20 protein-coding genes are annotated in these 17,995 nt (G+C 45.2%); 15 read left to right on the top strand and 5 right to left on the bottom strand.

What is annotated here, in order from left to right; translation table 11 throughout:
• Positions 1 to 5: 5 nt before the first annotated feature.
• Together HZS85_RS07385 and rnjA are read left to right on the top strand one after the other, a co-directional pair.
• Positions 6 to 221 carry a DNA-dependent RNA polymerase subunit epsilon gene (locus HZS85_RS07385; RefSeq protein ID WP_029342182.1) on the top strand — a complete coding sequence of 72 codons (216 nt, stop codon included), beginning with the start codon at positions 6 to 8 and terminating at the stop codon, positions 219 to 221.
• The gene (gene rnjA, locus HZS85_RS07380; RefSeq protein WP_035406688.1) at positions 218 to 1,885 is read left to right on the top strand and encodes a ribonuclease J1; all 1,668 of its coding nucleotides are present in this window, start codon (positions 218 to 220) and stop codon (positions 1,883 to 1,885) included. Before HZS85_RS07385 ends, rnjA begins: the two co-directional genes overlap by 4 nt.
• Positions 1,886 to 1,931: 46 nt before the next feature.
• Here rnjA and def read toward each other — a convergent pair whose 3' ends face one another.
• A complete protein-coding gene (gene def / locus HZS85_RS07375) occupies positions 1,932 to 2,471 on the bottom strand; it encodes a peptide deformylase (protein WP_214854653.1) in 540 nt (179 codons plus the stop codon).
• Positions 2,472 to 2,848: 377 nt separating this feature from the next.
• Between def and pdhA the strand changes: the two genes are divergently transcribed.
• From pdhA to HZS85_RS07350, 5 genes are all read left to right on the top strand, one after another.
• A complete protein-coding gene (gene pdhA / locus HZS85_RS07370; protein ID WP_035406689.1) occupies positions 2,849 to 3,931 on the top strand; it encodes a pyruvate dehydrogenase (acetyl-transferring) E1 component subunit alpha in 1,083 nt (360 codons plus the stop codon).
• Between the two features lie 3 nt (positions 3,932 to 3,934).
• Complete coding sequence (locus HZS85_RS07365; RefSeq protein WP_035406692.1) at positions 3,935 to 4,912, top strand: alpha-ketoacid dehydrogenase subunit beta; 978 nt, start codon at positions 3,935 to 3,937, stop codon at positions 4,910 to 4,912.
• 101 nt (positions 4,913 to 5,013) lie between these two features.
• Complete coding sequence (locus HZS85_RS07360) at positions 5,014 to 6,300, top strand: dihydrolipoamide acetyltransferase family protein (protein ID WP_035406694.1); 1,287 nt, start codon at positions 5,014 to 5,016, stop codon at positions 6,298 to 6,300.
• Between the two features lie 3 nt (positions 6,301 to 6,303).
• Complete coding sequence (gene lpdA, locus HZS85_RS07355) at positions 6,304 to 7,716, top strand: dihydrolipoyl dehydrogenase (RefSeq protein WP_029342176.1); 1,413 nt, start codon at positions 6,304 to 6,306, stop codon at positions 7,714 to 7,716.
• A 106-nt stretch (positions 7,717 to 7,822) separates the two neighbouring features.
• Positions 7,823 to 8,128, top strand: a complete 306-nt coding sequence (locus tag HZS85_RS07350; protein WP_214854652.1) for an SAV0927 family protein — start codon at positions 7,823 to 7,825, stop codon at positions 8,126 to 8,128.
• A 61-nt stretch (positions 8,129 to 8,189) separates the two neighbouring features.
• On the opposite strand, the gene HZS85_RS07345 is transcribed toward HZS85_RS07350, so the two are convergent.
• Positions 8,190 to 9,677 carry an aminotransferase class I/II-fold pyridoxal phosphate-dependent enzyme gene (locus HZS85_RS07345; protein ID WP_035406702.1) on the bottom strand — a complete coding sequence of 496 codons (1,488 nt, stop codon included), beginning with the start codon at positions 9,675 to 9,677 and terminating at the stop codon, positions 8,190 to 8,192.
• Positions 9,678 to 9,809: 132 nt separating this feature from the next.
• Between HZS85_RS07345 and HZS85_RS07340 the strand changes: the two genes are divergently transcribed.
• The 3 genes from HZS85_RS07340 (at position 9,810) to HZS85_RS07330 (ending at position 11,464) form a co-directional block, all read left to right on the top strand.
• Complete coding sequence (locus tag HZS85_RS07340; protein ID WP_214854650.1) at positions 9,810 to 10,082, top strand: UPF0223 family protein; 273 nt, start codon at positions 9,810 to 9,812, stop codon at positions 10,080 to 10,082.
• A 283-nt stretch (positions 10,083 to 10,365) separates the two neighbouring features.
• Positions 10,366 to 10,554 (top strand): hypothetical protein, encoded by a 189-nt coding sequence (locus tag HZS85_RS07335; RefSeq protein ID WP_023468845.1) that lies wholly within the window; start codon positions 10,366 to 10,368, stop codon positions 10,552 to 10,554.
• Positions 10,555 to 10,678: 124 nt separating this feature from the next.
• Entirely contained in the window at positions 10,679 to 11,464 is a 786-nt protein-coding gene (locus tag HZS85_RS07330) for an inositol monophosphatase family protein (RefSeq protein WP_214854648.1), read from the top strand.
• Positions 11,465 to 11,505: 41 nt separating this feature from the next.
• Here HZS85_RS07330 and HZS85_RS07325 read toward each other — a convergent pair whose 3' ends face one another.
• Positions 11,506 to 11,676, bottom strand: a complete 171-nt coding sequence (locus HZS85_RS07325; protein WP_214854647.1) for a DUF5325 family protein — start codon at positions 11,674 to 11,676, stop codon at positions 11,506 to 11,508.
• Between the two features lie 184 nt (positions 11,677 to 11,860).
• On the opposite strand from HZS85_RS07325, the gene typA reads away from it, so the two are divergent.
• The 3 genes from typA (at position 11,861) to HZS85_RS07310 (ending at position 15,305) form a co-directional block, all read left to right on the top strand.
• Entirely contained in the window at positions 11,861 to 13,708 is a 1,848-nt protein-coding gene (gene typA / locus HZS85_RS07320; RefSeq protein ID WP_035406711.1) for a translational GTPase TypA, read from the top strand.
• A gap of 26 nt (positions 13,709 to 13,734) precedes the next feature.
• Entirely contained in the window at positions 13,735 to 14,088 is a 354-nt protein-coding gene (locus HZS85_RS07315; protein WP_058264776.1) for a YlaH-like family protein, read from the top strand.
• A 122-nt stretch (positions 14,089 to 14,210) separates the two neighbouring features.
• Positions 14,211 to 15,305 carry a PQQ-dependent sugar dehydrogenase gene (locus tag HZS85_RS07310; RefSeq protein ID WP_290759410.1) on the top strand — a complete coding sequence of 365 codons (1,095 nt, stop codon included), beginning with the start codon at positions 14,211 to 14,213 and terminating at the stop codon, positions 15,303 to 15,305.
• 43 nt (positions 15,306 to 15,348) lie between these two features.
• Here the strand turns inward: HZS85_RS07310 and HZS85_RS07305 are convergent, their stop codons facing one another.
• Positions 15,349 to 15,552 carry a YlaI family protein gene (locus HZS85_RS07305; RefSeq protein WP_029342171.1) on the bottom strand — a complete coding sequence of 68 codons (204 nt, stop codon included), beginning with the start codon at positions 15,550 to 15,552 and terminating at the stop codon, positions 15,349 to 15,351.
• 117 nt (positions 15,553 to 15,669) lie between these two features.
• Here HZS85_RS07305 and HZS85_RS07300 point away from each other — a divergent pair, with 117 nt between their 5' ends.
• Together HZS85_RS07300 and HZS85_RS07295 are read left to right on the top strand one after the other, a co-directional pair.
• Entirely contained in the window at positions 15,670 to 16,122 is a 453-nt protein-coding gene (locus HZS85_RS07300; protein WP_214854646.1) for a PNPOx family protein, read from the top strand.
• A gap of 40 nt (positions 16,123 to 16,162) precedes the next feature.
• The gene (locus tag HZS85_RS07295) at positions 16,163 to 17,479 is read left to right on the top strand and encodes a PhoH family protein (RefSeq protein ID WP_214854645.1); all 1,317 of its coding nucleotides are present in this window, start codon (positions 16,163 to 16,165) and stop codon (positions 17,477 to 17,479) included.
• 38 nt (positions 17,480 to 17,517) lie between these two features.
• Here the strand turns inward: HZS85_RS07295 and HZS85_RS07290 are convergent, their stop codons facing one another.
• A complete protein-coding gene (locus HZS85_RS07290) occupies positions 17,518 to 17,979 on the bottom strand; it encodes a hypothetical protein (RefSeq protein ID WP_214854644.1) in 462 nt (153 codons plus the stop codon).
• Positions 17,980 to 17,995 lie beyond the last annotated feature (16 nt).

The raw sequence follows: 17,995 nt of genomic DNA, 5'->3' as shown, positions 1-17,995 counted from the left end.
TAGACATGATTTTTAAAGTATTTTACCAACCGCTTCGTTCGGAAGCACCTGTTCGTGAACGGACAGAAACGATGTATGTAGAAGGGGAAAGCATTCGTGACGTGCGATCAACGATTGACCACCTCAAAGAGATCAACATTGAGTTCATCCGCGAAGTTAGTGGAGAATTTTTGACATACGAACAACAACATCCTGACTTCAAGGTTGCGACGTTCGAATGAAGTTCGTCAAAAACCATCAAGCCGCCGTCTTCGCACTCGGTGGACTCGGGGAAATCGGAAAGAACACGTATGTCGTTCAATTCCAAGATGAAATCATCGTCATCGACGCGGGTGTCATGTTCCCTGAGGATGAATTACTCGGAATCGACTATGTCATTCCGGATTACACTTATTTGATCAAGAACAAAGATAAGGTCAAAGGGGTCTTCATCACGCATGGTCACGAAGACCATATTGGCGGTCTTCCTTTCTTGCTTAAACAAGTAAACTTACCGATTTACGCTGGAAAAATTGCAATGGGTCTCATTAAAGTCAAACTAGAAGAACACGGTTTGCTTCGGAATGCAGAACTTCATGAAATCGATGAAGATTCGATCATCAAGTTTCGGAAGACGAGTATCTCGTTCTTCCGTACGACACACTCGATTCCGAACTCGTTCGGTGTCGTCGTCAAGACACCACAAGGCAATATCGTGCATACAGGGGACTTTAAGTTCGATTTCACACCGGTCGGAGAACCTGCTGATTTAGCGAAAATGGCTGAACTTGGTAAGGAAGGCGTCTTGTGCCTCTTATCGGATTCTACGAACGCTGAAGTGGAAGGTTTTACGATGAGCGAACGTGTCGTTGGGGAAACGATTTCAGACATCTTCCGTAAGGCGGAAGGACGGATCATTTTCGCGACATTCGCATCGAATATCTATCGTCTCCAACAAGTCGTCAATGCTTCTGTTGAAGCAGGACGAAAAATCGTCGTTTTCGGACGTAGCATGGATAAGGTCATGATGATTGGTCAAGAACTTGACTTCATCAAGGCGCCGAAGGGTACGATCATCGAGCCGAACGAGATGAAGCGTTATAAATCAAACGAGTTGACGATCCTTTGTACCGGTTCACAAGGAGAACCGATGGCGGCCCTTAGCCGTATCGCAAACGGAACACACCGTCAAATCTCAATCATTCCAGATGATCTCGTCATCTTCTCTTCGTCACCTATCCCGGGGAACGTCGTCTCAGTCGGAAAGACGATCAACCAGTTGTACAAAGCTGGCGCGGATGTCATGTACGGTAAATTAAATGACATCCATACATCAGGTCATGGTAGTCAACAAGAGCAGTTGCTCATGTTGCGTCTATTGAATCCGAAATACTTCATGCCGATTCACGGAGAATACCGGATGCTGAAGAAGCATATGTCGCTAGCAATGGATGCTGGTGTACCGGAAGAAAACTGTTTCGTCATGGATAACGGTGAAGTGCTGGCATTAGATGCAAATGCAGCCGCTATCACTGGGAAGATTCAAGCGAACGCCGTTTATGTTGACGGAAAAGGAATCGGTGATATCGGTAACATCGTCTTACGAGACCGCCGTATTCTCTCAGAAGAGGGACTTGTCGTCGTTGTCGTGACGCTTGACTCTAAAACGAATCGTCTCGTCTCAGGACCGGATATCATCTCGCGCGGTTTCGTCTACATGCGTGAGTCAGGTAATTTGATTAAAGATGCTGAACGTCTACTCAAGCGCTCGCTTGATCAATCGCTTGCGAACCGTAACACGAAATGGACGGACATCAAACAAGTCATCAATGATACGCTCACACCGTATTTAACTGAAAAAACACAACGTCATCCGATGGTCATGCCGATCATCATGGAAGTCTGATTCGAAAAAATCCTCGTTTCCGGAAACGGAAACGAGGATTTTTATATTATGTGGCAGAACCATATTCCTTGAATGGTTCTTTTTTATCGATCCGATCATAGAACATGACGCCATCTAAATGATCATATTCGTGTTGACAGACGATTGCTTTCATACCTTTTAAACGTAATTTTACCGGATTTCCGTTATGATCGATGCCAGTTAGGGTAATACGCATATAGCGCGGTACATGTCCTTCGACTTCACGGTCGACGGACAAACATCCTTCGCCGCCTGTTAAATACGTCTGCTCGACGGAATGACTGATGATTTTTGGATTATAAATACCGAATTCCAATAAATCGTCACCATCCGGTAAGCGGATTGCGAACATACGCTTGTTGACACCGATTTGTGGTGCTGCAAGTCCAATGCCGCTTCGTAGGTCATATTTCTTCGCAATTTCATCATCTTGACTATTAGCGAGGAACTCGCGCATGAGTCGCATCGTTTCCTTATCCTCATCGCTGAGAGGGAAGGTCACTTCTACTGACCGTTCGTGAAGAGCAGGAACGTCTTCGCGTACGATTTCATTCATGGTGATCATGAACAACACTCCTTTCATCTACAAAAAGTATAGCATAGGAAAGTGGGGAATGATGACAACTAACACAGTAGGAAAATATCGAATGATACAGAAGATGGAATATTCTAGTTTTGTGATTGAATTCACAATGTGAATCGCGAAAAAAATAAAACATTTCCTTTGATTTTAAGGTGTTACAGATTTATACTTGTAACGTAATGAACAAGACACTATAACGTGTCGATTCATGATAATACAGTTTACTCAACTGAATAGGTACACAGACACATGTTCAAAGGATAGTCACACGGGACTTCGTTTTTTGGACACTATTGTCATGTGGGCAAATCAGTCAGAGGAATATTTCGCTGAACGCAGTGAAAGGATGAGGTGAAAAGATGAACGTAAACATGTTTAAAAACGTGGAAGAAAACTTTGAAACGTTCCGCATTCTTGACGAGAAAGGTGAAGTCGTCAATAAAGACGCTATGCCAGACCTCTCGGATGAAGAGCTTACGGAATTAATGCGCCGTCTCGTATACACACGTATCTGGGACCAACGTGCAATCTCACTTAACCGTCAAGGACGCCTTGGTTTCTATGCTCCAGTAGCTGGACAAGAAGCGTCAATGATCGGTACGCAATTCGCTTTGGATAAAGATGACTGGATTCTTCCTGGATACCGTGATATTCCACAAATGGTCTTCCATGGCTTCCCACTTTACAAAGCATTCTTGTTCTCACGCGGTCACATCACAGGCGGTCAGATTCCTGAGGGTGTTAACGTCTTAATGCCACAAATCATCATCGGTGCGCAGATCGTTCAAGCGGCTGGTGTTGCTCTCGGTCTTAAGAAAAGCGGTAAAGAACAAGTAGCGATCACTTACACAGGTGATGGTGGTTCTTCACAAGGGGACTTCTATGAAGGAATGAACTTTGCTGGAGCTTTCAAAGCACCTGCAATCTTCGTCGTTCAAAACAACCGTTTCGCAATCTCGACACCTGTCGAAAAACAATCAATGGCGAAAACTATCGCTCAAAAAGCTGTTGCTGCTGGTATCAATGGTATCCAAGTCGACGGTATGGACGTTCTTGCTGTATACGCTGCTACGAAACAAGCACGCGTAGAAGCACTTAACGGTGTTCCGACATTGATCGAAACATTGACTTACCGTTATGGACCACACACACTCGCTGGTGATGATCCAACACGTTACCGTACAAAAGACATGGATGATGAGTATCAAGCACAAGATCCACTCGTCCGTTTCCGTGCTTTCATGGAAGCAAAAGGTCTTTGGAACGAAGATAAAGAGAACGAAGTCATCGAGCAAGCTAAAGCTGACGTTAAGGAAGCACTTGCACAAGCTGACAAAGAACCAAAACAAAAAGTTACAGATTTCATCAACGTGATGGCTGAAAAGCTTCCACTAAACCTGCAAGAGCAGCTTGATGAGTATACAGCAAAGGAGTCGAAATAACCCATGGCACAAATGACGATGATCCAAGCGATCACTGACGCAATGCGCGTCGAGATGAAACGCGACGAACAAGTTCTCTTGTTCGGTGAAGACGTCGGTAAAAACGGTGGGGTATTCCGTGCGACAGAAGGTCTTCAAGATGAACTCGGCGAAGACCGTGTCTTCGATACACCACTTGCGGAATCAGGTATTGGTGGTCTTGCTGTCGGATTCAGTCTGACAGGATTCCGTCCAATCATGGAAATCCAATTCTTCGGATTCGTATTCGAAGTATTCGATTCAGTTGCAGCACAACTAGCGCGTCTCCGTTACCGTTCAGGTGGCACATACAATGCGCCTGTAACAATCCGTTCACCATTCGGTGGCGGTGTTAAAACACCGGAACTTCACGCAGATAACCTCGAAGGACTCATGGCTCAGTCACCAGGACTTAAAGTTGTCATTCCTTCAACACCATACGATGCAAAAGGTCTCTTGATCGCGTCAATCCGTGATAACGATCCAGTCGTATTCCTCGAGCACATGAAACTCTACCGTTCATTCCGCGGTGAAGTGCCAGAGGGCGATTACACGATCGAACTCGGAAAAGCTGATGTAAAACGTGAAGGTACAGATGTAACAATCGTCACTTACGGTGCGATGGTGCACGCTTCACTTAAAGCAGCAGAAGAGCTCGAAAAAGAAAACATCAGCGTCGAAATCATCGACTTGATGACGATCAGCCCGATCGATATCGATACGATTCTTGCTTCTGTCAAGAAAACAAACCGTGTCGTCGTCGTTCAAGAAGCACAAAAACAAGCGGGTATCGCTGCAATGGTTGCAACTGAAATCCAAGAACGTGCAATCCTTGACCTCGAAGCGCCAATTCTTCGTGTTGCTGCTCCAGATACGATCTTCCCATTCGCACAAGGTGAAGACGTCTGGATTCCGGATCACAAAGATATCGTCGAAAAAGTCAAGACTGTCTACAATTTCTAAGAGCATTTCGGAAAATATGGAGAGGGGTGCATTCTCTCCTTGCTTCCGTTTTTACAGATAACAATCGACTAGAAGAGTGAACTAAAAGGAGGCATATTCAAATGGGTTTATTTGAATTCAAATTGCCGGATATCGGTGAGGGTATTCATGAAGGTGAAATCGTAAAGTGGTTCGTAAAAGCGGGCGACACTGTCAAAGAAGATGATGTTCTTCTTGAAGTACAAAACGATAAAGCAGTCGTTGAAATTCCATCGCCAGTTGATGGTACTGTTAAAGAAGTAAAAGTTGACGAAGGTGTCGTAGCTGTCGTTGGCGACGTCCTCATCACTTTCGAAGTCGAAGGCGAAGGTTCTGCTCCTTCTGAAGAAGCAGAGCAACCAAAAGCTGAAGAAAATGCGAAAGACGTTCAAGATACGGATCAAAAAGTGGAAGACAAACCAAATGAGGTTCAAATCCATAAATCAGAACGTGTCATCGCGATGCCATCTGTCCGTAAATATGCACGTGAAAAAGGTGTCGACATCCGTGAAGTCCAAGGTTCTGGAGACAACGGTCGTGTCGTTAAAGAAGACATCGATGCATTCGCAAACGGTGGACAAACTTCTGATGCACCAGCAACAGAAGAAAAAGCACCAGCTGCTTCTGCACCAAAAACAGAAGTGAAGCCATACGTTGCTGCTCAACCTGAACTTGAAACACGCGAGAAAATCAAAGGAATCCGTAAAGCGATTTCGAAAGCAATGGTTAACTCGAAACATACAGCTCCACACGTAACACTCATGGACGAAGTGGATGTTACGAACCTCGTTGCACTCCGTAAAAACTTCAAAGAAGTTGCGGCTGCTCAAGGTACGAAATTGACTTACCTTCCGTTCGTCGTAAAAGCATTGACTGCTGCTGCTAAAAAATACCCGGCAATCAACGCATCAATCGACGATGTAAACGAAGAAATCGTCTACAAAAACTACTTCAACATCGGCATTGCTGCTGATACAGACAACGGTCTTGTCGTACCAGTCGTTAAAGATGCAGATCGTAAATCGATCTTCGCACTTGCTGACAACATCAATGACCTTGCTGGTAAAGCGCGTGACGGAAAACTTTCTGGCGACGAGATGAAAGGCGGATCAATCACGATCACTAACATCGGTTCTGCTGGCGGTCAATGGTTCACACCAGTCATCAACCACCCAGAAGTTGCAATCCTCGGTATCGGTCGTATCGCTGAAAAAGCGGTCGTTAAAAACGGCGAAATCGTTGCTGCACCAGTTCTTGCACTTTCATTCAGCTTCGACCACCGTCTCATCGATGGTGCAACTGCACAAAACGCGCTTAACTTAGTTAAACGCCTATTGAACGACCCACAACTTCTCATCATGGAGGGATAAGCAATGGTAGTAGGTGAATTCGCACAAGAAACAGATTTACTCGTAATCGGGGCTGGCCCTGGTGGTTACGTTGCTGCAATCCGCGGCGCGCAACTTGGTATGAAAGTAACAATCGTTGAACGTGAAAACGTCGGTGGCGTCTGCTTAAACGTAGGATGTATCCCATCAAAAGCCTTGATCACTGCAGGACATAACTTCCAGCACGCTAAAGGTTCAAGCGATATGGGGATCACTTCTGAGAATGCAACTGTCGATTTCTCGAAAGTTCAATCTTGGAAACAATCTGTCGTCAATAAATTGACTGGCGGCGTTAGTGGTCTTCTTAAAGGGAACAAAGTCGAGACTGTCGTTGGGGAAGCTTACTTCCAATCAGAAGATACAGTCCGTATCATCAACGAAGATTCTTCGACTCCTTACAAATTCAAGAAATGTATCATCGCGACAGGTTCGACTCCAATCGAACTTCCAGCTTTCAAATGGTCAAAACGCGTTCTTTCTTCAACAGGCGCATTGAACCTTCCTGAAATCCCGAAAAAACTCATCGTCATCGGTGGCGGATACATCGGGATGGAGCTTGGTACAGCGTATGCGAACTTCGATACAGAAGTCGTCATTCTTGAAGGAACAAAAGACATCCTTTCTGGTTTCGAGCCTGCTATGACGCAAGTCGTTAAGAAAAAGCTCAAACAAAAAGGTAACATCACGATCCACAACGAAGCACTTGCTCAAAGTGTGGAAGAGTCGGAAGATGGCGTTAAAGTAACATTCGAAGTCAACGGTGAAGCACAAACAGTTGAAGCGGACTACGTCCTCGTCACTGTCGGTCGCCGTCCGAACACTGGTGATCTTGGTCTTGAAATGGCAGAAGTCAAAGTCAGCGACCGTGGTCTTGTCGAAATCGACGATCAGTGCCGTACTTCAAACGAAAACATCTACGCAATCGGTGATATCGTTCCAGGACCACCACTTGCACACAAAGCTTCATTCGAAGCTAAAATTGCTGCTGAAGCAGCTGCAGGACACCCTGCATACCTCGACTACAGCGCGATTCCAGCAGTCGTCTTCACAGACCCAGAACTCGCTACTGTCGGTTACACTGAAGCACAAGCGAAAGAAGAAGGACTCGACTACATCGCGTCTAAATTCCCTTACGCTGCGAATGGTCGTGCACTTGCACTCAACGAGCCAGACGGCTTCTTGAAAATGATCACTCGTAAATCAGATGGTCTCTTGATCGGCGCGCAAATCGCTGGTACAGGCGCATCTGATATGATCGCTGAAATGGGACTCGCAATCGAGTCTGGTATGACAGCTGAAGATATCGCACTCACAATCCACGCGCACCCATCACTCGGTGAAATCGCAATGGAAACTGCTGAAGTTGCAATCGGTAGCCCAATTCACATCATTAAATAATTTCGAAACACCTCATACACGGGGAGCCGACCGTGTATGAGGTGTTTTTTTGTTTTGTCTTGATTCAAAAAAGGAAAAGAGTAAAAAATGGAGAGGGTGGACGCATATGGAATCCGTGACTGCCTTAGAGGAGCTGTATTACGTATCAGAGATGGATAAGGTTCGCTTTGTAGGCTGGACGACCGCATTCGCTCGCTATGATTTCGCTGTCATCTGTACAGGACAATTTTTTGGGAAAGTACTCGTCGTTAGTTTAACCGGTGGTCAGTCAGCGTTACTTGATCAACAGGATGTGTTGAATGGAGAAGTTTTAGTTCGTACTTTTGCAATTGAGCAAGAGGATGTTGCATTAATTGGTGAAGCATTAGCGGCATTCATTCCTTGTTCGCCAAACGATGAATATGCAGAATGAAACGATCCAATTAAAAAAGCAGTAATCCTCATCTAGTAAGGATTACTGCTTTGTTTTGTCTTCACCGAATTGCATTCGATTGCTGAATGACTTTGATCGTCTCGAGCGAATGATCCTCAAGACCTTGAACCGGAAGACCAGCTTCAATGTTTTCTTTAATATAGGCAAGATTGTCTGCCGTGATCATTTCGCCAGGAATAAAGATGGGAATACCAGGAGGGTACACCATCATGAATTCAGCTGAAATCCGTCCGACCGCATCGACTAACGGAATTGTCTCTGTTTCTTCATAGAAAGCATCACGTGGGCTGAGAGCGAGCGCTGGAATGTCTGGAAGGACGATTGAGTGATCAGTCGTTTCAGCGCCATTATTCTGATAGCGTGCAACAAGTAAAGACATCGCATGTAGGAATGCATCGATTGTCTCTTCCGAGTCACCAGAAGTGATGATGACAAGGATATTATTTAAATCAGAAAGTTCAACTTCGATCCGATGTTCTTCACGCAAAAACTCTTCGACAAGGTGACCAGAAATACCAAGTCCCTTAACGGAAACGAGCACTTTCGTTGGATCAAAAGCGAACGTCGCACTTGAATGAAGATCGGATTCGCCGAAAACGGCGAGATAAGGAAGCTTCGCTAATCCGAAACGCATCCGTGTCGCGAGCTCGAGTGCCCGACGATTCATTGCTTCACCGTTGATTGCAAGATGGCGCCGTGCGCAGTCAAGAGAAGCAAGCAGTAGATAGGATGTTGAAGTCGTCGTCAACATCGAGAGTACCGCTTGGACCTTATCTGGAGAGACAAGACCCCGGCGAACGTTTAAAACAGAGCTTCCAGTGAGTGACCCACCGAGTTTATGGACACTCGTTGCTGCGAGATCAGCTCCTGCTTGCATCGCAGATAATGGCATATCTTCGTGGAAGGCGATATGGACGCCGTGTGCTTCGTCGACGAGTACCGGAATACCCTTACTATGGGAAAGTTTGACGATGCTCTCCAAGTCGCCAGCAACGCCGAAATAAGTCGGGTTGATGACGAGCACTGCCTTTGTATCAGGATGAAGTGCAAGGGCACGTTCTACCGCGCTTGGTGTGATACCGTGTGCGATACCAAATGTCTCATCGAATTCAGGATGAATGAAAATCGGGTGCGCACCAGAAAGAACGATAGCTGACATCACCGATTTATGAACATTCCGAGGAACGAGAATTTTATCATCAGGTCCGACGACGCTCATGATCATTGCCATGATTGCGGTTGACGTTCCTTGTACGGAAAAAAACGTTTCGTCGGCATGGAAGGCTTGAGCTGCCAATTGATGAGCTTCCTTAATGATTGCCTTTGGATGATGAAGATCATCAAGGGGAGCGATATTGATTAAATCGATATCGAGCGCATTCTGACCGATGAACGATCGAAAGGCTGGATCCATTCCTTGACCATTTTTATGACCGGGAATATGAAATTGAATTGGTTGACGTTTCGCATGCGCGAGTAGCGCATCGAATAAAGGTGTATCGAGCTGTGTTAAGCTTTTTGTTTGCACCAGATTTCCCCCCTTAAAACCGAATAAAAATACAATCAAACAAGCTAACTATAACAAGTTTTCGAACGGTTGCAACTGTTTTATGCTTCTTTTCCGTGTAAAATAGAAAAGTGCAGAAAGGAAGTGGGAATGATGGCATTGAGTTATCCGCTCAATTCCGATTGGTCGACGGAAGAAATCGTGAAAGTCATCGACTTTTTCAATTTAGTCGAACAAGCGTATGAATCAGGTGTAGAACGACAACGTTTGCTCGAGGCATATCGGGAATTTAAGCAAATCGTCACCTCGAAATCCGAGGAAAAACAGTGGGATCAGTTTTATATGGAAGAGACAGGTTGCTCAAGTTATCGGACGATGCAACAGGCAAAACGCCAAGAAGATCCAATCGTGCGCATGAAAAAATAATGACATCATAAAAGATAAGACTCCTATGCGATCGTATAGGAGTCTTATCTTTTATACGGACTGGAAATGTGCGGAAAATGATCATCATTTGTTTAAAGTGGAAGGGAAGCGGCTATATACTACATACAAGACGTTATCCTTACAAATATGTGAAACTGTATTTTTTAAAATTAGATGCTTTACATCTAAGTTGAATCGTACTATTATTGATTCAATCCACTGATAAGTCGCAATTGTCTGACAAATTAAACGTCTGTTTATCCCGCGAAGGAGTGTGGTTACTGTGAAACAAGTGATAGAAGCATACAAGAGAAAAGATGCAGAAAAACGCATTCCTGTATTGCGTCTCGAAATCGACTATGAGCTTGCTACATTACATGATGCGATGGTGGCAAGTGACGCAGAAGCTGTTGGTGCAAGTAAAGAGCGCCTCGAAAAATATCGTCAAGAGATGGTACGTCTTGAAGCTTGATTTCAACGTCCTTTTCTCTACCTTATAATAAAATATCACTACTTCAACCAGCGAATCGTTCGCTGGTTTTCTTTTTTTGTTACTATAGAAGAAGCTGGAAACGATGATGAAGGAGTGAAGGAAGATGCAAATCGAGTTGGATGCGATAGACTTGATCAAGCGAGCAGGGAAATACATTCGCGAAAAGATTGATGTGTCGTATCACATTGAACAGAAAACCGGAAAAAGTGATTTAGTGACGGAGATTGATCAAGCCGTCGAGGATTTATTGATTAAAGGTATTCTAGATCGCTATCCGGATCATCATATTTATGGTGAAGAGGGGCGCATCGCTCGACCCGATACACTCGAAGGTACGATTTGGTTCGTTGATCCGATCGACGGAACAATGAACTTCATCCGTCAAAAGCGAATGTTCGCCATCTCAATTGCGATCATGATGGAAGGGGAATTACGGTACGGATTTGTTTATGATGTCATGGCTGACGAGCTATTTCATGTCATCAAAGGACAAGGGGCTTATCAAAACGGTATTCGGTTACCTCAACTGACAGAACGGAGCGTTAAGGAAGCGATCATCTGTATGAATGCTACCTGGGTGACGCCGAACCGTCGAATTAACACGGATCGTCTTGCTCCACTCGTGCGACACGCAGTAGGTGTACGAGCGATTGGTGCAGCTTCCCTTGAACTCGCATGGACGGCTGCCGGACGCGTTGATGGATATATCACGATGCGTAACATGCCTTGGGATTATGCAGCCGGTCAGTTATTGATTGAAGAGCTTGGTGGACGTGTCGGGACGATTACCGGAGAGCCGATGTCGTTTCTCGAGCAAACGAGTGTATTAGCAGGGAGCCAGACATTCGTTGAAGATGTATTGACGTTCGTACAAACACAAGAGGGTTGAAAAAAGGTCCTTTCGTTTAAAAACGAAAGGAACCTTCCCAGTCATGTTTGTTTGCGCAAACGTGCCTTTAAAACGAATCCGGCACCCATCGCAACTATCATCAAGACGACAGAGGCAATCGTCATCGCTACGTTTTGTTCCGCGATGAAAATGCCGATGGCTGCCATGGATCCTACTGCAAGCATGGCAAGTAACAAAAATAGTAGACGCATGTTTTTTCCCCCTCTACCCGTGAGTACGTTAACAGTGTAGCGTGAATGAAGAATAATGAAAAGGCTTTCGAGATGATGTCGAATCTTAGTCATTGCCAATTAGGACTCTACCTGTGCTATACTCTTAAAGTTGACCGAAAGTATGATAAGATTTATTTAAATGAATAGAAAGAGGTACACACCTATGACAACTTTAGTACGAAATGATTTACGCAACGTTGCGATCATCGCTCACGTTGACCATGGTAAAACAACATTAGTCGATGAGCTTTTAAAACAGTCTGGTACGTTCCGTACGAACGAACAAGTCGAAGAACGCGCAATGGACTCAAATGACATCGAGCGGGAACGTGGAATCACGATTCTTGCGAAAAACACTGCAATCGACTACAAAAACACACGCATCAACATCGTTGATACGCCAGGACACGCCGATTTCGGTGGAGAAGTTGAGCGGATCATGCGTATGGTGGACGGCGTCATCCTCGTTGTCGATGCACGTGAAGGCTGTATGCCACAAACACGTTTCGTTTTGAAAAAAGCACTCGAGCAAGGACTTCAACCAATCGTCGTCGTCAACAAAATCGACAAACCGATGGTCCGTCCTCTTGAAGTCGTCGACGAAGTCGTAGATCTCTTGATCGACCTCGGCGCTGACGAAGATCAACTCGAATTCCCAGTCGTTTATGCATCGGCAGTCAACGGCTCAAGTTCATTTGAACCTGAATTAGATAAACAAGAAGATACAATCACGAACGTTCTTGATTTAATTCTTGAGCATACACCAGCACCTGTCGATAACACAATGGAGCCACTTCAGTTCCAAGTTACGATGCTTGACTATGATAACTACCTCGGACGGATCGGTGTCGGTCGTGTCTTCCGTGGCGAAATCAAAGTTGGCGATAGCGTTTCACTTTCAAAACTTGACGGTTCAACGAAGAACTTCCGTGTCACGAAGTTGTTCGGTTACTTCGGTCTAAAACGTGTCGAAATCGAAACTGCAAAAGCAGGAGACTTGATTGCGATCGCTGGTATGGAAGACATCAACGTCGGTGAAACAGTTTGCCCGACTTCACACGTTGATCCACTCCCATTATTACGTATCGATGAGCCAACGCTTCAAATGACATTCATCGTCAACAACTCGCCATTCGCTGGTCGTGAAGGAGATCTCGTTACTTCACGTAAAATCGAAGAGCGTCTTGAAAAAGAACTCGAAACAGACGTTTCACTTCGCATCGAAAACACAGACTCACCGGACCGCTGGATCGTTTCTGGTCGTGGGGAGCTTCACCTCGGGATCTTGATCGAGAACATGCGCCGTGAAGGATACGAAATCCAAGTATCTAAACCGCAAGTTATCATCAAAGAAGAAGAAGGTGTCAAAGTCGAGCCATTCGAACGCGTCGTCATCGATACACCAGAAGAGTACACAGGTTCTGTCATGGAATCGATCGGTCTCCGCAAAGGTGAATTGACGAACATGCAAACAATGGACAACGGTCAAACAAAAATGGAATTCATCGTTCCTTCACGTGGTTTGATCGGTTACCGTAACGAATTCCTTTCTGCTACACGCGGATACGGAATCATGAACCACACATTCGAAGAATACCGTCCGTTCATCCAAGCGGATATCGGTGGACGTCGTAGTGGAGTTATGGTCTCAATCGAAACAGGTAAAGCAACTGCTTACGCGATCTCAGCTCTTGAAGACCGCGGAACGATCTTCATCGAGCCTGGTATTGAAGTATACGAAGGTATGATCATCGGCGAATGTAACCGTGATGTCGATCTCGCTGTCAACGTCGTTAAAGCAAAACAATTAACGAACATGCGTGCATCTGCAAAAGATTCAACAAACGTTCTTAAACGTCCACGTGTCTTCTCACTTGAAGAGTCGTTGACATTCTTGAATGAAGATGAGTACTGTGAAATCACACCACAATCGGTTCGTCTCCGTAAACAAGTCTTGAACAAAAACGAACGTGAAAAGCAAGAAAAACGTCGTCGTCTAGGTAAAGATTGAGTCTTGAACGAATAGGGGGATTGGCAATGAATGCACAAGCTGCCGTTGCTTCTGATTTTCCGAAATACGATATTCCGTTCATCGCGAAACTTCTCGGTGTCGGAAGTGATCCGAATAACATCGAAACGGGATTTTATCCTTTAATGATCACTGTCGTCATCTTGACGCTTGTCGTCTTTAAGTTAGGATTTGCAAAGGAACTAGCATGGTGGAAATCACTGATCGTCTATCTCTTGCTCGCCGTCTTCTCGGCAGCATTGACGCTTGTCTTCTGGACATGGCCGATTCCTGAAGTACTCCTTGCGATGGTCTTCGTACTTGGTATTTATCGCTTCCGGATGTGGATGGTCAAGCGTGAACGTGAACGGACAGCTTCTTGACGGAAGCATGTCATGAATCAAAAGAACGAATCTCTTCGGAGGTTCGTTCTTTTTTTGTGCTAATTCAGATGCATGATTTAAAGCGTAGCGGGAACAGGGATACTAAAAGGGGGGAGAAAACAGTGAAAATAAGGTATGTCATACCCCTGCTGTTAGCGGGTATTCTGATCGGCTGTACACAAACGTCAGAAGAATCGTCAACAAAGGAAACCAATCAGAAGACACAAAAAAACAATCAACAGGATTCAGGTAATCAAGAAGATACGCAATCATCACAAACGCAAGAAGGAGTCGTATTTAAAGAGCTAAACGCCCCATGGAATATCGTTCGCGAAGGAGAGACTTTTTATATTACAGAGCGCGAAGGAACAATCGTCAAAGGAAAACAAGGTGATTATGAGAGGATGCGCTTGCAACTGAAGAAAGATGTAATTGCTGAAGGAGAAAGTGGATTACTCGGTATGGTACTTGACCCTGATTTTAAGAACAATAAGACGGCATACGTCTATCATACGTATGCAAAACAAAATCAAGCGACCAATCGTGTCATTGCAATCAAAGAAGAAGGCCATCAGTGGGTCGAAGAGCGTGTGTTACTCGACGATATTCCGGGAGCGACGATTCACAACGGAGGACGACTTGAGTGGGGTCCAGAAGGTGCACTCTACGTCACAGCAGGAGACGCAGCAAATCCTGAACTGGCGCAAGACATTGATTCATTGGCAGGAAAGATTTTACGCATCACATCTGAAGGAGAACCGTTCAAGGGGAATCAAAAAGGATACGTCTACAGTCTCGGTCACCGGAATCCACAAGGACTTGTTTTCGTCGATGATCAACTGTATGCAAGCGAACATGGGCAAAGTGGGCACGATGAGATCAATCGAATCGAACAAAAGAATTATGGATGGCCGACGATTGAAGGGAAAGAGCAAGCAGACGGACTGGTGACGCCGTGGTATGAAGTAGGAGAACAATCTGTTGCACCAAGTGGAGTTGCAACAGCAGAGAATACACTTTATTTTGCAACACTTGTCGGGCAACGATTACAAACTATCGATCTAGAGACGAAGCAAGTCAAGACGATTGTCGAAAACCAAGGTCGGATTCGCGATGTCTGGATTGACGAGACATCGATTTACTATATTACAAATAATACGGACGGAAGAGGGAATCCATCGGCAGATGATGATCGATTGGTTCGAATCAATCGATGAACAATAAAAGGTCTGTCAGGGAATTTTCCCGCAGACCTTTTGTTTACCAGTGTTTTCGTTTCGTTTCCCAAGTCGGGTATAAATGGAATTGTCCAGAAGCGTGGCGTTCAAGTGTCCGTTCTTCTACGCGTGATCGACACTCATCACAGATATGGACACGAACAGGTTTATTGCGTAATCGCTTCGCCGTGAAGGACCAATCATCAATCGTTTCACGCTTATCGCAAATCGTACATTTCACTCGCATGTCAGGTCCTCCCTTTTTTTCTTAGTATATCATATTAGAAGATTATTCAGATGTAAAAAAGGGAAACGAGAAGTATATCTCGAAATATCATCACTAAGTCGTAGAGGGGGTGATGTCATGGCAAATAAAGTTGAACAACAGCTTAACTCAGGTCAACTAGAAGCACTATCGCAATTACCACTCGTTTTTTTGATTACGCATGATCAATCCAAACATTGGCCCATCACACATGCAATCAGTTGGGTACATGCGACGGATTCGCAAACGGTTCGTTTTGCAATCGAAGCAGATTCTCATCTCGTTAAAACATTACGAGAACATCCGGTCTTCACGTTGATCTTTTTTGCAGATCAGTCGACGTACAGCTTAACGTGTACGGACGTCAAGGCGTTTACGCCGCAAGAAGACCTTCCGTTGCCACTCGCTTTTTATGAGGGACGCGTTGAGGAGGTGCGTGACATCTTGTTTTACGGAGCAACTGTCACACAACGACCGACTATCGAAAAAACATACGATGAACAGGCAGCCGAACGGTTGGATCAACTCGTTCATCGCATCCTAAAAGCGTAACATTCATCACAAACTCGACTCTAAAGGGGCGAACGATGGAATGAAAAAAATATACGTACTTGATACCAATGTCATGCTTCATGATCCACTTTCTCTTTTCCAATTCCAGGAGCACGACGTCGTCATACCAGCGATCGTACTAGAAGAACTAGATGGAAAAAAACGCAACATGGATGAGGTTGGACGTAATGCACGAGAAACAGCTCGCATCTTAGACCAATTACGGGAAACTGGTCAGCTTCATGCGGGAGTGCCACTCGGAAACGGTGGCATTCTTCGCGTCGATATTGGGGACTCCATTCATGAAGGTTCGCCGTTTACGCATGAATCGAACGATAACAAGATTATCGAGCTCGCATGGTCGATTCATCGGGAACAACAAACTGAAGCGACCCCACGAGATGTCATTCTCGTCTCAAAAGATATCTTAGTCCGCGTCAAAGCGGATGCGTATGGATTAGTCGCTGAGGACTATATGACGGATCATATCGCTGACTTGACTGGTCTTTATACAGGATTCATCGAAGTGACCGTCGATCAGGAATATATCGATGCTTTCTATCAGGATAAACGACTTTCAGTTGATGTATTGCCGGAAAAAGTGCAACCGAATGAATTCATCATTCTAAAAAGTAATATGTCAAAAGCCTCTGCCATTGCTGTCGTTGATCAGAATTTGCCGATCATCCGGGCACTTTCGATCGATGTTGATCAAGTCTGGGGTGTTATTCCCCGAAACGTTCAACAACGGATGGCGTTTGAGTTATTACTTCGAGACGATGTACCGCTCGTTACACTCGTTGGGAAGGCAGGTACCGGAAAGACATTACTTGCACTCGCTGCGGGGCTCCTGCAAGTAGAAGACGAGCATAAATATAAAAAACTGGTCGTTGCTCGTCCAGTCGTGCCGATGGGAAATGATATTGGCTACTTGCCAGGTGAGATGGAGGAAAAGCTTCGTCCGTGGATGCAACCGATCTATGATAACCTCGAACATCTCTTTAATACGGGATCAGGAGACGAACTTGGTAACATTCTCGCGGGAATGAAGACGATTCAACTGGAAGCGTTGACATATATTCGAGGACGGAGCATGCCGGAGCAATTCATCATTATCGATGAAGCGCAGAATTTGACGAAACATGAAGTCAAGACGATTTTGACACGTGTCGGTGAAAACTCGAAAATCGTGTTAGTCGGGGATCCGCAACAGATCGATCACCCGTATTTAGATGAATATTCGAACGGTTTATCCTACGCCGTAGAACGCCTTAAAAATGAGAAGATGACGGGACACGTCAAACTCGTCAAAGGGGAACGCTCGAATCTGGCGCGCCTCGCAGCCGACTTATTATAAAAAACGTGGTGCGTCTATTCAGGCGCACCACGTTTTCCTTATATGACGGTAACCGTGTGAATAGATTTGACGATCCGTTGTCCGTGCAACAGGTGAACGGGTCCATCTGATAACACTTTGCCGTCTTGTGAGAACTGCAGGTACACTTCGTCGAGTTTCTCAAGTGGAAGTTCGACCGTTTCTTCACCTTCGAAACGAATAGCGGTCGCTTCCGGTAAGAGTTCAGCATTCCGGATGAACGGTGCGAGCGCCATGGCGAATGACCCTTGAAGCGCGGCTTCTTTTTCAGCGCGTGTCATCGGACGATTATGATCCGTACGACTGCCTTCCATGATGCCTTTATCCCACGCTGCCCCCATTTTCGCGTAGTACGCCTCTTGTTCGCTCGTATCTGCTGGTTGGCCAATCTTCTCAATCGCAACCTTTCGTTCATCAAAGATCCAAACTGTCGGATCAATCGTCAACTGGTGCCGTACTTTACCGTTAATCGGAAAAATCATTGTTATACCCCCTAAA

It is taken from the genome of Exiguobacterium sp. s130, from assembly GCF_018619055.1.
GTDB lineage: Bacteria > Bacillota > Bacilli > Exiguobacteriales > Exiguobacteriaceae > Exiguobacterium_A.
Note: the sequence above shows the minus strand (reverse complement) of the source record. Positions and strands in the feature narration are given on the sequence as shown.

Excerpts from the sequence above, each read along its gene's own strand:
- HZS85_RS07385 (WP_029342182.1), top strand. The coding sequence starts at position 6 with ATGATTTTTAAAGTATTTTACCAACCGCTTCGTTCGGAAGCACCTGTT.
- HZS85_RS07330 (WP_214854648.1), top strand. The coding sequence starts at position 10,679 with ATGCAAATCGAGTTGGATGCGATAGACTTGATCAAGCGAGCAGGGAAA.
- HZS85_RS07350 (WP_214854652.1), top strand. The coding sequence starts at position 7,823 with ATGGAATCCGTGACTGCCTTAGAGGAGCTGTATTACGTATCAGAGATG.
- rnjA (WP_035406688.1), top strand. The coding sequence starts at position 218 with ATGAAGTTCGTCAAAAACCATCAAGCCGCCGTCTTCGCACTCGGTGGA.
- HZS85_RS07340 (WP_214854650.1), top strand. The coding sequence starts at position 9,810 with ATGGCATTGAGTTATCCGCTCAATTCCGATTGGTCGACGGAAGAAATC.
- HZS85_RS07315 (WP_058264776.1), top strand. The coding sequence starts at position 13,735 with ATGAATGCACAAGCTGCCGTTGCTTCTGATTTTCCGAAATACGATATT.
- HZS85_RS07360 (WP_035406694.1), top strand. The coding sequence starts at position 5,014 with ATGGGTTTATTTGAATTCAAATTGCCGGATATCGGTGAGGGTATTCAT.
- typA (WP_035406711.1), top strand. The coding sequence starts at position 11,861 with ATGACAACTTTAGTACGAAATGATTTACGCAACGTTGCGATCATCGCT.
- HZS85_RS07305 (WP_029342171.1), bottom strand. The coding sequence starts at position 15,552 with ATGCGAGTGAAATGTACGATTTGCGATAAGCGTGAAACGATTGATGAT.
- HZS85_RS07295 (WP_214854645.1), top strand. The coding sequence starts at position 16,163 with ATGAAAAAAATATACGTACTTGATACCAATGTCATGCTTCATGATCCA.
- HZS85_RS07325 (WP_214854647.1), bottom strand. The coding sequence starts at position 11,676 with ATGCGTCTACTATTTTTGTTACTTGCCATGCTTGCAGTAGGATCCATG.
- lpdA (WP_029342176.1), top strand. The coding sequence starts at position 6,304 with ATGGTAGTAGGTGAATTCGCACAAGAAACAGATTTACTCGTAATCGGG.
- HZS85_RS07300 (WP_214854646.1), top strand. The coding sequence starts at position 15,670 with ATGGCAAATAAAGTTGAACAACAGCTTAACTCAGGTCAACTAGAAGCA.
- HZS85_RS07365 (WP_035406692.1), top strand. The coding sequence starts at position 3,935 with ATGGCACAAATGACGATGATCCAAGCGATCACTGACGCAATGCGCGTC.
- HZS85_RS07290 (WP_214854644.1), bottom strand. The coding sequence starts at position 17,979 with ATGATTTTTCCGATTAACGGTAAAGTACGGCACCAGTTGACGATTGAT.
- pdhA (WP_035406689.1), top strand. The coding sequence starts at position 2,849 with ATGAACGTAAACATGTTTAAAAACGTGGAAGAAAACTTTGAAACGTTC.
- def (WP_214854653.1), bottom strand. The coding sequence starts at position 2,471 with ATGATCACCATGAATGAAATCGTACGCGAAGACGTTCCTGCTCTTCAC.